15 protein-coding genes are annotated in these 12,774 nt (G+C 34.1%); 8 read left to right on the top strand and 7 right to left on the bottom strand.

What is annotated here, in order from left to right; genetic code table 11:
• The first annotated feature begins 37 nt into the window (after window positions 1–37).
• The 3 genes from ABS764_RS00815 to ABS764_RS00805 all read left to right on the top strand — a co-directional run bounded on the left by ABS764_RS00815 (window position 38) and on the right by ABS764_RS00805 (window position 3,662).
• A complete protein-coding gene (locus ABS764_RS00815; protein ID WP_408078981.1) occupies window positions 38–523 on the top strand; it encodes a nuclear transport factor 2 family protein in 486 nt (161 codons plus the stop codon).
• Window positions 524–636: 113 nt separating this feature from the next.
• Window positions 637–2,379, top strand: coding sequence for an APC family permease (locus tag ABS764_RS00810; protein WP_408078979.1), 1,743 nt, complete (start codon window positions 637–639; stop codon window positions 2,377–2,379).
• 50 nt (window positions 2,380–2,429) lie between these two features.
• On the top strand, window positions 2,430–3,662 hold the full coding sequence (locus tag ABS764_RS00805; RefSeq protein WP_408078977.1) for a cation:proton antiporter: 1,233 nt from the start codon (window positions 2,430–2,432) through the stop codon (window positions 3,660–3,662).
• 6 nt (window positions 3,663–3,668) lie between these two features.
• Here the strand turns inward: ABS764_RS00805 and ABS764_RS00800 are convergent, their stop codons facing one another.
• Entirely contained in the window at window positions 3,669–4,646 is a 978-nt protein-coding gene (locus ABS764_RS00800; RefSeq protein ID WP_408078975.1) for a GlxA family transcriptional regulator, read from the bottom strand.
• 203 nt (window positions 4,647–4,849) lie between these two features.
• Here ABS764_RS00800 and ABS764_RS00795 point away from each other — a divergent pair, with 203 nt between their 5' ends.
• The 5 genes from ABS764_RS00795 (at window position 4,850) to ABS764_RS00775 (ending at window position 6,937) form a co-directional block, all read left to right on the top strand.
• Entirely contained in the window at window positions 4,850–5,116 is a 267-nt protein-coding gene (locus ABS764_RS00795; RefSeq protein ID WP_408078973.1) for a hypothetical protein, read from the top strand.
• A gap of 233 nt (window positions 5,117–5,349) precedes the next feature.
• Window positions 5,350–5,787, top strand: coding sequence for a VOC family protein (locus ABS764_RS00790; RefSeq protein ID WP_408078971.1), 438 nt, complete (start codon window positions 5,350–5,352; stop codon window positions 5,785–5,787).
• A 93-nt stretch (window positions 5,788–5,880) separates the two neighbouring features.
• Window positions 5,881–6,300 carry a VOC family protein gene (locus ABS764_RS00785; RefSeq protein ID WP_408078969.1) on the top strand — a complete coding sequence of 140 codons (420 nt, stop codon included), beginning with the start codon at window positions 5,881–5,883 and terminating at the stop codon, window positions 6,298–6,300.
• 11 nt (window positions 6,301–6,311) lie between these two features.
• Window positions 6,312–6,692: a DoxX family protein gene (locus ABS764_RS00780; protein WP_408078967.1), complete on the top strand. Its 381-nt coding sequence runs from the start codon at window positions 6,312–6,314 to the stop codon at window positions 6,690–6,692.
• 23 nt (window positions 6,693–6,715) lie between these two features.
• Window positions 6,716–6,937 (top strand): hypothetical protein, encoded by a 222-nt coding sequence (locus tag ABS764_RS00775; protein WP_408078965.1) that lies wholly within the window; start codon window positions 6,716–6,718, stop codon window positions 6,935–6,937.
• A gap of 11 nt (window positions 6,938–6,948) precedes the next feature.
• Here the strand turns inward: ABS764_RS00775 and ABS764_RS00770 are convergent, their stop codons facing one another.
• From ABS764_RS00770 to ABS764_RS00745, 6 genes are all read right to left on the bottom strand, one after another.
• Window positions 6,949–7,995, bottom strand: coding sequence for an o-succinylbenzoate synthase (locus ABS764_RS00770; protein WP_408078963.1), 1,047 nt, complete (start codon window positions 7,993–7,995; stop codon window positions 6,949–6,951).
• A gap of 74 nt (window positions 7,996–8,069) precedes the next feature.
• Window positions 8,070–8,483, bottom strand: a complete 414-nt coding sequence (locus ABS764_RS00765; protein ID WP_408078961.1) for a hypothetical protein — start codon at window positions 8,481–8,483, stop codon at window positions 8,070–8,072.
• Window positions 8,484–8,520: 37 nt separating this feature from the next.
• A complete protein-coding gene (locus tag ABS764_RS00760) occupies window positions 8,521–9,720 on the bottom strand; it encodes a tetratricopeptide repeat protein (RefSeq protein ID WP_408078959.1) in 1,200 nt (399 codons plus the stop codon).
• 123 nt (window positions 9,721–9,843) lie between these two features.
• Window positions 9,844–10,521 (bottom strand): metal-dependent hydrolase, encoded by a 678-nt coding sequence (locus ABS764_RS00755; RefSeq protein WP_408078957.1) that lies wholly within the window; start codon window positions 10,519–10,521, stop codon window positions 9,844–9,846.
• A gap of 98 nt (window positions 10,522–10,619) precedes the next feature.
• Complete coding sequence (gene menA, locus ABS764_RS00750) at window positions 10,620–11,582, bottom strand: 1,4-dihydroxy-2-naphthoate octaprenyltransferase (RefSeq protein WP_408078955.1); 963 nt, start codon at window positions 11,580–11,582, stop codon at window positions 10,620–10,622.
• Window positions 11,583–11,694: 112 nt separating this feature from the next.
• Window positions 11,695–12,525, bottom strand: coding sequence for a 1,4-dihydroxy-2-naphthoyl-CoA synthase (locus ABS764_RS00745; protein ID WP_073245717.1), 831 nt, complete (start codon window positions 12,523–12,525; stop codon window positions 11,695–11,697).
• Between the last annotated feature and the right edge of the window lie 249 nt (window positions 12,526–12,774).

Raw genomic sequence — 12,774 nt, 5'->3', positions numbered from 1 at the left:
TTAAAACCCCTTTAAAGGTTTTATAAGTTGGGAAAAAATGATTTCATCAGAAAAAACAATACATCAGTTGTATACTTCCATTGCTCAGGGAAATCTCTCTGCAATAGATCGGTGTTATTCGGCTGCTGTAAAATTTCACGATCCGGTATTTGGAAAGTTAACAGCAAACAAAGTTCCAAAAATGTGGAAAATGCTCATACAGAAAAGCTATGAAAAGCCGGACATTGAGTATAAAATCATTAAAATCAATGAGCATACGGCTGAAGTAAAATGGAAAGCAGTTTATATTTTTGGTAAAAAGAAACGAAAAATAATAAATAATATTCATTCTGTATTTCATTTTAAAGACGGACTTATTATTAAGCAAAATGATGATTTTAACATTTGGAAATGGACTCGGCAGGCTTTTGGGCTTTCAGGATTTCTTTTTGGATGGACCGGATACATGCAACGAAAAATTCAAATGAAAGCACAGTCTTCGCTTAGTACTTTTAACGAAACTTCATTTAAAATTAATTCTTAAATATTTTTTTAACAGTCCTATGTTAAAAAACAATGATTAAGGATTGAGTACTTTTATTGGGCTGTTTGTATCAAATGTCTATCTTTAGAAAATCTAGAATAAACGACATTAAAATGAAAGAAACAATTCACAAAAAGTTAAATGAGTTACAAGCAACTGCTATTTGCGGAAATGATATCAGTTCTTCCTGTCTATATGTTTCGGCTTTAACAATTATGTATGCCGGTCAATACGCCTGGATTTCATTGTTAATTGTTGCGGTAGTGCTTTTTTTATTCAGAAAAATATACGGGGAAGTAGTTGGTGCTATTCCGCTTAACGGAGGGGCTTACAATGTTCTTTTAAATACTTCTTCTAAAAAAATGGCCTCTCTTGCCGCTACTTTAACAGTCTTGTCATATATGGCCACAGCTGTTATCTCTGCTTCTGAAGGCATGCATTATCTTCATGGAATTTTTTCACTTATTAATGTACCCATAGCCACAATTGTCATATTACTGGCCTTTACTTATCTGGCTATTTTAGGAATAGGCGAATCGGCATTTGTAGCAGTAATCATTTTTATAATTCACTTAGTAACATTAAGTTTGCTGGTTTTTGCCTCAGCTTGGTTTATAATCAATCATGGTCTGGATACACTACATTTTAACTGGAGTCTTCCCCTTACCTCCGAAGGTATTCCCCATGCACTTTTTCTTGGTTTTGCAGCGGCTATGTTAGGAATTTCAGGGTTTGAAAGTTCCGCTAATTTTGTCGAAGAGCAACAACAGGGTGTTTTCCCGAAAACATTACGAAATATGTGGGGGATTGTTAGTTTTTTTAATCCGGCATTGGCTTTTTTAATTATTTGTATCATCCCTTTAACCGAAGTAGGCGAACACAAAGAGTCTCTATTAGCTTTTTTAGGACATACAACAGGAGGTTCCTGGTTAGCTTATCTGATTTCTATCGATGCCGTTTTAGTACTTTGCGGAGCAGTTCTGACTTCATTTGTAGGTGTTTCAGGGTTATTAAATCGTATGACATTAGACCGTATTTTACCTAATTACTTTTTAAAACAAAATAAAAGAGGATCAAATTACAGAATTATAATCAGTTTCCTGCTGCTTTGCGTATCCGTTTTAGTGGTCACTGAAGGCAATATTATTGTACTGGCAGGTGTTTATACATTCTCTTTTTTAGCAGTGATGGGCTTATTTGGTATTGGTAATTTATTATTAAAATTCAAACGTAAAAAACTTCCCCGTCCGGAAAAAGCAAGAGGTTTTGCTGTCGTACTGGCCGTAAGTTTAGTAATAACAGCTTTTATTGGCAATATTGAGTTAAATGTAGATTCCTTTTATACTTTTTTACAATATTTAGTTCCGGCACTTATATTTATTGCCATCATGTTAAACCGCTCTTTTTTAATTTTGGTTCTTATTGAAGCCTTAGAATATTTTTATAATCCATTACGTAAATTAGTTATTTTCAGTAATCGTTATTTAATCAAATTGAACTCAAAAATTACTTCTCAGGAATTTGTATTTTTTACTAAAGGCGATGATGTAGCTATATTAAATAAAGTAATGCAATATGTTCAGAATAATGAAACTACCCGCAAATTAAAAATTGTAAACATTAAACTCGAAGGTGCTAACAATGATCCGCTGATTATTGACCTGAAAGTATTAGACAGAGCTTATCCGGACATTGACATTGAATTTATTGAATTAGAAGGCGTTTTTGGACCTGAAATCATTGATGAATTATCTGAAAAGTGGAAAATCCCTAAAAACTTTATGTTCATCGGATCCCCCGGAGATCGTTTCTCATATCGAATTTCTGAACTTGGTGGTGTCCGGTTAATCATGTGATGCATTCTGAGTTTTTGCTGAAATATTTTAAAACCAAATAAAACTTTAAAATGGATTTATTTCATCTGTTTTCAATTCTGATTGTAGTATCGGCTGTTTTTGCTTACATTAATTTTCGCTACCTGAAATTACCTAATACTATTGGCTTAATGCTGGTTTCATTGGTCTTTTCATTATTTATATTAATCTTTGGCAATTATTTTCCTGATTTTACAAATGATGTCACTACAACCATGTACAACATCAATTTTAGCGAATTATTACTGGAAGGAATGCTTAGTTTTATGCTTTTTGCAGGAGCCATACATATCAAATTCAAAGATTTAAATAATGAAAAATTAAGTATTTTATTATTCTCTACTATCAGTGTACTGATTAGTACTTTTATTATTGGATTTTCGTCTTTTTATGTTTTAACTTTCATTAGCTTTAAAATAGAACTGATACATGCTATGCTGTTTGGAGCATTAATTTCTCCTACTGACCCAATTTCTGTATTAAGCATTTTAAAAAGTACCGGAATTTCAAAATCTTTAGAAACTATAATTGCCGGCGAATCTTTATTTAATGATGGTGTGGCTGTTGTTGTATTTATCACAATATTAAAATTAGCAGCTCCGGGGGCAAATCTGGACACTGGCAGTATCCTGATGTTATTTGGTCAGGAAGCTATTGGAGGCATTTTTTTAGGCTTGATAATAGGTTTTACCGGATTTAAATTTATAGCCAGTATTGATAATTATCATGTCGAAATATTAATAACCTTAGCGATTGTTATGGGCGGTTATACCTTAGCACATTACATTCATGTATCAGGACCGCTTGCTATGGTTGTTGCCGGGTTAATAACGGGCAATCAGGGAAAAGCACTTGGAATGTCCGACACAACAGCAAGATATGTGGATGGGTTTTGGGAATTAATAGATGAAATTCTCAATGCACTTCTTTTTGTATTAATTGGTTTAGAATTATTAGTTATAAAAACGGACGAGAAAATTCTTTTGGCCGCAATAATTATATTAGGAATTACTCTTATCACCCGTTATATTTCTATTTTTATTCCCTCGATTTCAGTACGTCTCAAAGAAAAAATCACTCAAAAAACGAGATTAATCTTAACCTGGGGAGGTTTGAGAGGCGGGATTTCCATTGCATTGGCTTTATCCATAAATCCGGAGTATCACAAAGAAATCTGGGTAACTATTACGTATGTGATTGTATGTTTTTCTATTTTGGTTCAGGGATTAACAATTGGAAAATTAGCTAAAAAATACAGTCCATAAAAAAATCTAATTCATCATTACCTTATTATATTTATTTCGATATTCAACAGGAGTCAGACCTGTCATTTTTTTAAAAATGGTTCGAAAAGACTTGGTATCTGTATAACCAATTTCAAACATGACTTCGTTGATATTTTTTCGGCTATTTTCGAAATTTCTTTTGGCAAATTCAATTTTTACCCGATTGATATATTCTAAAACTGAATTATTAGTCACTGATTTAAAACGTCTTTCAAAACTTCGGCGTCCCAATGACACATGCTCCGCTAATTCATCAATTGAAATACGCTCTTCTATATTTTTTTCAATAAAATCCTGCGCTTTCCTGACAGCTTCGTCAGTATGATTTTTTTGTCCCTGAAATAATGCAAAAGCCGACTGACTTTCTCTGTCAATATCTATAGCAAAATATTTAGAAGCTAAAATCGCAGTAGGTCTGTCAGTATATTTTTCAACCAGATGCAACAAAAGGTTCCAATAGGAATTAGCTCCACCACTGGAATAAAGACGGGATTCTTCGGTGAGAATACTCCCTTCTACCACTTCAACTTTCGGAAACAGGGCTCTAAATTCATTTTGAAACCCCCAGTGCGTTGAGCATTTTTTCCCATCCAGTAATCCTGTAGCAGCTAACAAAAATGCGCCTACACAAAGCGAAGCTACTTCTGTTCCTTTCTCATAGTGTTCCTTAATCCAGGGTAAAAAATCAACATTTTTATCGATAGCCATCTTCATATCGCCAAACAGAGCCGGAATAATAATCAAGTCTGTTTTTTCAATTTCTCCTATCAGGTGAGTAGGATTTACCGTGTATAAACCATTATTAAGTTTAACCTGCGATTTAAGTCCTACTAAATGTACTTGAAACAAAGACTGTAATTTGGCTACAGCCAAAAACTGATTCACTGTAGAAAATAAATACTGAGGATCAGCTATAGCTTGTAAAACAGAAGATTCGGGAACTAAAATACTAACATGCTTCATTTGACTCAATTTTATATTCAACAATCAAAAATACTTTTTTTTGACTTAAATACTACTTTTCATATTTATCAAAACGACAAATATTTTAAGAATAATCATTCCTGTAAAAAGTATTTTCAAGATTTAAAAACACCGTTTCTTTCATTATAAACAATAAAATTACTATCTTGTAGATTAATATTTACCAACATAAAACCGACAAAATGAAAAAATTAACGATGCTTTTAGGCCTGTTGACAGTCCTGACGATTATTTCCTGCAGAGATAAAAAAGAAACTCCACCGCCACCACCACCTCAGGCAGAATCAGTACCCGCTGAACCGGTACCTGCTGCTGAATCGGATAAAGAAGCAGATGGCACCTCAGTTAATGTTGGTTCCGAAGGTGTGGATATTCAGACCAAAGACGGAAAAAAAGAAACGAATGTAACAGTAGGAGACGGAAGTGCTAATCTGGAAATTAAAAAATAATTTTTCTTTAAAACTCAAAAAACAAAGCCAATACAGTGAAAATGTATTGGCTTTTTCTATATCCTTCCACATTAACAGTAGTGTGCCTACTGACCTTCGTTTCCTGATTTTTTATTTATGTTTAAAATATTTATTTGACGTAATTCCCCTATTTGTTGTCATTATTACACATTCTTTTTTTTATAAAAATAAGAGAACTTTGTAGTATTAGTAATCATTTAAATTAAAATAAAATGGCAAAAGTATCAATCTATCTTAATTTTCAGGGCAACACCGAAGAAGCTTTTAATTTCTACAAAAAAGTATTTAATACTGAATTTGTGGGCTCGATAATGTACAATAAAGATATTCCTGCTCAAGAAGGGCAACCTCCCCTTTCTGAAGAAGACGGAAACAAAGTAATGCATGTTTGTTTACCTATTTTAGGGGGAACTCAAATCATGGCAACCGATATGCTGGAATCAATGGGACACAAGGTAGTCATTGGCAATAATACGACTATCAATCTGGAGCCTGATACCCGAGAAGAAACCGAACGCTTATTTAATGCGTTATCCGAAGGTGGTTCTGATATTGCGCCATTGCAGGATATGTTCTGGGGTGATTACTGGGGTTGTTGTCTGGACCGTTTTGGTATCCGCTGGATGTTTAATCATCACCCTGAAAAATAAAATTCATGTACAGCTTACAAAAAATCTAACAAACAACTGAAAAAAAATTTTTCAGACGACGCAACTTTAATCAGAAAAACCAATCTATTACTTATGAATTCATTATATCCTTGTTTGTGGTTTGATGGTCAGGCTGAAATTGCAGCCAAATATTATTGTTCTATTTTTCCAAATTCGAAAATTACAAGCGAAAACCCGATGGTAGTTCGTTTTGAACTGAATGGATTTCAGTTTATGGGATTAAACGGTGGACCACAATATCAGTTTTCACCTGCTAATTCTTATGTTATCGAATGCGAAACTCAGGAAGAGATTGACTTTTACTGGGAAAAATTAGGCAGTAACGGTACATACAGTCAATGTGGCTGGCTTACTGATCAGTTTGGGGTTTCCTGGCAAATAGTTCCGGCTGTCTTAGGGAAATTAATGACCGATCCGGAAAAAGCGCCACGAGTAATGCAGGCCTTTATGCAAATGACTAAATTTGATATTGAAACTTTAATGAATGTTTAAAAAAATAAAAAATGATAACAACAAAAAAAAATAAAATAATCTTTTGGACAGCCACGATCCTTATTTTCTTATTCGAAGGTGTAATGCCTGCATTAACATCCCAATCTGAAATGGCAAAAGAAGGAATCAGACACCTAGGTTATCCGGAATATTTTGGGAATGCACTGGTAGTATTCAAAATTCTGGGCGTTATCGCTTTAATCATTCCGAAAATACCAAAACGATTAAAAGAATGGGCTTATGCCGGATTTACTTTTGATTTCATTTTTGCAGCTATCAGTCATTATGCAGTAGACGGAATAGGTTTTGAAGCTTTCTTCCCGTTTATTGTCTTAGGTGTGCTGATGGTTTCTTATGTGTACTATCATAAAATAAATACTGCGAATCCCTGAAAAAAGTTTTAATTACATTAAAAATGATAGAAGTTTTTTGCACAAACGTTACTTGTAAAAATCAGGCAGCTTTAATTTTACAAAAGCTGTCTGAAACTTTCACGAATTGTTATTTCAATTTTGATCTGGAAGACTGTGATAATATTTTAAGAGTTGAAAGCAAAAAACACCATTTAAATGTTGATTCTATCCAAAATCTGGTTCGTGAATCAGGGTATCAAATCAGCGTTTTAGATGACAATTAAAACTGTTTTTTTTAGTCTAATTGACCAAAATCAAAACACCATTCTAATTCTTTTTTATACCATAATTCGCCCTGAGAAACTACGAGCGGACAATCAAAATTATTGGTATAAAGCGCTCCTGTTCCTAAACCTTGTGGCATCGGATTTTGTAATAAATAAGTCCATTGTGAAATGGCATTCAGACCAATATTACTCTCTAAAGCGGAGGTGATCCACCAACCAATTTGATGTTTTTCGGCTAAAGAAATCCACTGTTGCGTTCCTTTAAAACCACCTACAAAACTTGGTTTTAAAATAATATATTGGGGTTTGATTTTTTGCAATAATTCTTCTTTTTCTGCCAAGGTAAAGACTCCAATTAGCTCTTCATCTAAGGCAATTGGAAAAGGAGTGCTTTTACACAACTCTGCCATCCTGTCAGTGTTATTTTTTTGAATCGGCTGCTCAATACTATGTAATTCAAAACCAGATAATTGATTTAGTTCAACTAAAGCTTCATTTAAACCAAAAGCTCCATTAGCATCAACCCTGATTTCCACCTGTTCAGCAGTAAAATGTTTACGAATATAACGCAATAATTCCAATTCTTTATCGAAATCTATAGCGCCTATCTTGAGTTTTACACATCGAAAACCCTGAGCTAATTTCTCTTCGATTTGCTGTTTCATAAAAGCGGGTTCTCCCATCCAAATCAAGCCGTTAATTTCAATAGATTTTTCACCTTCAGTAAAAGCCGAAGGAAAGAGCAAAAAAGGTGTTTCACTCTCTAAAGACTGGAAAGCCATTTCAACACCAAACTGGATTGACGGAAATTCTATTAAAGCTTCCCAAAGAACTTCTTTTCCTAACTGGATATTAGCACAAGTCCATTGCAATTTAGCTTCATAATCCGGTCTGTCATCCGCACTTAATCCTCTTAAAATTCCGCACTCTCCTATTCCTTGTTTTCCGTCTTTTTCTAAGACCAAAAACCAGGTTTCTTTTTCGGTCATCACACCACGGGAAGTTCCCGATGGACGTTTGAAATTAAGAATGTATTTGTGACAGGTAGCTTTCATTTTTTTTTAACGTAAAGAGTTTTTTTTTGACAGCAAAGAGCGCAAATTTTTTCGCAAAGAATACAGAGTTTCTTTTAGTTATTTTTAAGTAACTTATTATATTTCTCTCTATAAAATCTATTACAATCAATTATCAGGATTTCTCCATTTTTCAAGCAAAAATAAACTGAATCACTATCTTTTTTCTTGTATACAGAATCACCAATATTTAATTTATAATAAATACCAAATTCTACATTTTCTTTATGATAATTATCTAAAAGAACATATCTTTCAGCTCTGGGATAATCACCATCTTGTCTCTTTTTGATAATTTTGCCACTAAAACTAGCTTCTCTAGCTTCAAAATATCTTTTTTTATTGTATTCCAAAGAATTAGAATCATAAACACCTTTTCCTATTATTAATATAACAATGGGAATAAATACCAAAAATAGATTTTTTCTAATTTCATTTCCTCGCTTTTCTAACTCATCTTCAGATTCCATGACACTTAATTTTCTTAATCTCTTAATGGTAAAAAAATTATTTAACCAACTTCAAAACCTTCTCAAAATCCTCATTTTGAATTCCTGCTTTCGCGAAAGCCTGATAATCATCTTTTATTTTTTGAGTCCAACTTACACTATCGGTTACGTTTTGATTTTGATATTCTTTATAAATTGTTTTTGCTTTTGCATATTCTCCATTTAGCAAATAAGCGTGTGCCAAATTCAATTTAACCAACAACTCGGTATCATCCAGTTTTTCGCCTTCTTTGAGGGATTTAATGGCTTTTCCGTATTGTTTGGTTATAAGATAAACATAACCCAAATTAGCGTAATCCAAAGCAGTTGCTTTCTTTTGATTAACAATTTCGTTGTAGTTTTTAATTGCAGCGCCATAATCTCCTTTTAAAATACTATTAGAAGCTTTTGTTCTTAAATCATTAAAAACCGTGTTTGCAATTCCGGTTTCTTCAAAACAGTTTGCTCCAAAATCCTTATATGCTTTTGCCTGTTCTATAGGCAGCAGTTTTTGAAATTCCTGAAAAGTATATTTTTTTTGAATCTTTTCACCAATACAAACGCAGAAATCATCTGAATTTGCCATTTTTCTTGCCAATGCCGAAGTTTTGCATTGGCTAATTATGTTTTTCCTGTTTTCTAATGTCCATCCTCGGCTTAACTTAGCATCCACCCAAGGCACAACTTCCAAAATGATTTTTTGCTTCATAATCCAATTAGAACTTTCGAAACCAAAATACAATTTGGTTGTATTGGATTTTATGCAAGCAGATTTATCAATAGAAAGCCGTTTCGCATCTTTGCTTACAGCAGTATTCTGAGCCAGACAAGCCTCAGCCATTTCTCCTTTTGAACTATAGACTTTTGCCAATTCATTCGTGGAAAAAATAGCGTATTTGCATTTGTCGTCTCCTGAGATTTTAGACATCAGGAAAACAGCACCAGCCGACCCTTGACTAATTCCTGTAGGATCCGGAATGGATTTAAGAATAGAAACCAAACTTCCCGCCATTTGCTGGTTATCATCCAAAAGCGTGATTCTATAAATTAATTCGGTGGTTCCTGATGGAAAATCATCGGTTTCTACAATGATTCTGTCTCTGGCCGAAACAATAACTTCTTTGTAAGTAGCTCTTTCTTTGTCCCAGTAGCCAGATTTCTGAGCAGAAATAGTCTGGTAAAAAATGCTAATAAATAGCACTAAAATTGTTTTTTTCACTGATGTTAGTTTATTAACGATACGAAACTAGCCCTGATAGTAGCGAAAATCCTTAGGTGGCGGGGTTCGCCGCCTAAGATTGTAGTGGATAGCAGGAAATAGCTACAGCAACGTTCCTCGCAATTACAATTCAATACTATCGCCTATTTCCAGCAGCATCAAATCTTTGCCTTTATCAAAAAACTGCTGAATGGCTTTTTTATGATCAATTTTGATGTATCCAAAAGTATCGTAATGATACCCTAAAACCTTATCGCATTCCACAAAATCAGATGCCAGAATAGCATCTTGAACATCCATAGTGAAATTATCCCCGATTGGGAAAATAGCCAAATCCAGTTTGGTACGCATTGGGATTAACTTCATATCCATAGTCAAAGCGGTATCTCCGGCAATGTAAATATTTTTATGTTCCCCTTCAATAACAAAACCACCCGGATTCCCTCCGTTAGTACCGTCAGGAAAAGTACTGGAATGAATCGCATTGACATATTTTACTTTTCCAAAGTCGAAATTCCAGCTCCCACCGTGATTCATAGGATGTGTCTGAAAATCTTTTGCAGCATAATAACCCGCAATCTCAGCATTAGAAACAATCACTGCACCAGTACGTTTTGCAATAGCTTCAACATCTACAATATGATCTCCGTGAGCGTGAGTAAGCAAAATATAATCCGCTTTTAACTCATCAATATTAATGTGTTCAGCTAAGGGATTAGCTGAAATGTAAGGATCTACAATAATGTGTTTTCCACCTACTTTAATCCCTAAAGCAGCGTGACCATAATAAGTTATTTTCATATTTTATTTTTTAAGTGATTCGTAATTAGTAAAAAGTAATTAGCCGTCTATTAAATTTTGACTAATCACGAACTTACTCTTTACTAGTTACTACTAAATTATCTTCCGCCTAAAAGCGTGTTAACAACTATATCTGAAAAAAAATAAATCATACAAAGCGATAATAAAACTGAAAGCAAGAATGTACTTAGTGCCAGTTTTTTTAACTCCGGATCTAATTCCTTGGGAACTTTATTTTTAGACACAATAATTAAATGATTAGTTAAAGGAATGTAAGCCAGTAAAAATAAATATTGATCGAACTTAAAATTACTGATTAATGCAAATCCTAATATTAGAATCATGGCACTGACAATTAAAAAATAGTGGTATTTTTTAGCTTTTTCTCCACCAATTTTTACTACAATTGTATTCTTTCCTACTTTTTTATCAGAAGCTTCATCGCGCATGTTGTTCAAATTTAAAACACCAACGCTTAAAAATCCAATTGCCATGGCAGGTAAAATCAATTCGAAATCTATTTGTTTTGAATACAAAAAATTTACTCCTAAAGTACTTACTAATCCAAAAAAAACAAATACAAACAAATCACCATAACCGCGATAACCATAAGCGGTATTCCCCACTGTATATCGAATAGCCGATAAAATAGCTAAGATTCCTAAAATAAGATAAAAAACGGAGTAATAGATATTTGTATCACCAAATGCATAATAAATCAATGCAATGGCTGAGAGCAAGGTTAAAAATGAGGTAATGATAATAGCGCGTTTCATCGCGGCAGGTGTAATCACGCCACTTTGAATGGCACGTTTGGGACCTATGCGATCCTCATTATCAGTTCCTTTGATTCCGTCTCCATAATCATTGGCAAAATTGGAAAGGATTTGCAATCCTAAAGTAGTAAGAATAGCAAAACCAAAAAGTCTCCAGTTAAAAACTTCTGTTGGTGTTAATATTTCATCGGTAGGATGTGCCAGAGCATACATACTTCCTACTATAATTCCTGATACAGACAAAGGTAAGGTGCGCAATCTTGCGGCTTCAATCCAGTGTTTCATTTTGTTTTATTTAGTTGCTAAGAAACTAAGGTTCTAAGTTACAAAGCATTTATATTTTTTGTAGTTACTTTTTCTAAATCTGCTAACTAAGTACTGTGTACTGCTTACTGAACTATGGTAACCATTTCTTTTCAAAGTTAGGTTTTCTTTTTTCCAGAAAAGCATTTCTTCCTTCCGTAGCTTCTTCAGTCATGTAAGCCAAACGAGTCGCTTCACCGGCAAAAACTTGCTGTCCTACCATTCCATCATCGGTAAGGTTCATAGCAAATTTCAGCATTTTGATAGATGTGGGCGATTTAGCCAAAATTTCCTGAGCCCATTCGTAAGCGGTAGCTTCTAATTCGTCATGAGGAACAACTGCATTGACCATTCCCATTTCAAAAGCTTCCTGAGCCGAATAATTACGCCCTAAAAAGAAAATTTCGCGGGCTTTTTTCTGTCCCACCATTTTAGCTAAATAAGCGGAACCGTAACCTCCGTCGAAACTGGTAACATCGGCATCCGTTTGTTTAAAAATAGCGTGTTCTTTACTGGCCAGCGTCATATCGCAAACCACATGCAAACTATGTCCGCCTCCTACAGCCCAACCCGGAACCACAGCAATAACGGCTTTTGGCATAAAACGAATCATACGCTGCACATCTAAAATATTCAAACGATGGTAGCCATCTTCTCCCACATATCCTTGGTGTCCACGCGCTTTTTGATCGCCACCACTACAAAATGACCAAATACCGTCTTTTGTGCTTGGTCCTTCAGCAGAAAGCAACACCACTCCTATTGAAGTGTCTTCCTGAGCATCATGAAAAGCGTCTAAAAGTTCTGAGGTAGTTTTGGGTCTGAAAGCGTTTCTGACATTTGGTCTGTTGAACGCTATTCTGGCAACACCGTTGCATTTTTTATAAGTGATATCTTCGTATTCTTTTGCAGTGATCCAATCCATTTTAATGGGTTTAAATTATTATAGCGTAAAATTAAAGCATTTTTTTTTCATTTTCTAAGATACCTTGGCTAAAGTAACAATCTTTAAAACCTACCCTACTTCCTCATGGTAATCCTTCTCCCGTTAATCCAATTAAAATGTTAAAATTTGATAAAAAACATTTTCTTTTCTATCACTTAAAACTTTTTTTTATTAATTTTAGAAAAGTTAGTTCTGGAATTGGTAAAATATTTACAATGCAAAACTAAC

Source organism: Flavobacterium plantiphilum, from assembly GCF_046000495.1.
In the GTDB taxonomy this organism is placed as follows: domain Bacteria; phylum Bacteroidota; class Bacteroidia; order Flavobacteriales; family Flavobacteriaceae; genus Flavobacterium; species Flavobacterium plantiphilum.
The sequence above is the reverse complement of the archived record's forward strand: the minus strand, read 5'-3'. Positions and strand labels throughout refer to the sequence as shown.

Coding starts and splice junctions, on each gene's coding strand:
- ABS764_RS00815 (WP_408078981.1), top strand. CDS start 38: ATGATTTCATCAGAAAAAACAATACATCAGTTGTATACTTCCATTGCT.
- ABS764_RS00810 (WP_408078979.1), top strand. CDS start 637: ATGAAAGAAACAATTCACAAAAAGTTAAATGAGTTACAAGCAACTGCT.
- ABS764_RS00805 (WP_408078977.1), top strand. CDS start 2,430: ATGGATTTATTTCATCTGTTTTCAATTCTGATTGTAGTATCGGCTGTT.
- ABS764_RS00800 (WP_408078975.1), bottom strand. CDS start 4,646: ATGAAGCATGTTAGTATTTTAGTTCCCGAATCTTCTGTTTTACAAGCT.
- ABS764_RS00795 (WP_408078973.1), top strand. CDS start 4,850: ATGAAAAAATTAACGATGCTTTTAGGCCTGTTGACAGTCCTGACGATT.
- ABS764_RS00790 (WP_408078971.1), top strand. CDS start 5,350: ATGGCAAAAGTATCAATCTATCTTAATTTTCAGGGCAACACCGAAGAA.
- ABS764_RS00785 (WP_408078969.1), top strand. CDS start 5,881: ATGAATTCATTATATCCTTGTTTGTGGTTTGATGGTCAGGCTGAAATT.
- ABS764_RS00780 (WP_408078967.1), top strand. CDS start 6,312: ATGATAACAACAAAAAAAAATAAAATAATCTTTTGGACAGCCACGATC.
- ABS764_RS00775 (WP_408078965.1), top strand. CDS start 6,716: ATGATAGAAGTTTTTTGCACAAACGTTACTTGTAAAAATCAGGCAGCT.
- ABS764_RS00770 (WP_408078963.1), bottom strand. CDS start 7,995: ATGAAAGCTACCTGTCACAAATACATTCTTAATTTCAAACGTCCATCG.
- ABS764_RS00765 (WP_408078961.1), bottom strand. CDS start 8,483: ATGGAATCTGAAGATGAGTTAGAAAAGCGAGGAAATGAAATTAGAAAA.
- ABS764_RS00755 (WP_408078957.1), bottom strand. CDS start 10,521: ATGAAAATAACTTATTATGGTCACGCTGCTTTAGGGATTAAAGTAGGT.
- menA (WP_408078955.1), bottom strand. CDS start 11,582: ATGAAACACTGGATTGAAGCCGCAAGATTGCGCACCTTACCTTTGTCT.
- ABS764_RS00745 (WP_073245717.1), bottom strand. CDS start 12,525: ATGGATTGGATCACTGCAAAAGAATACGAAGATATCACTTATAAAAAA.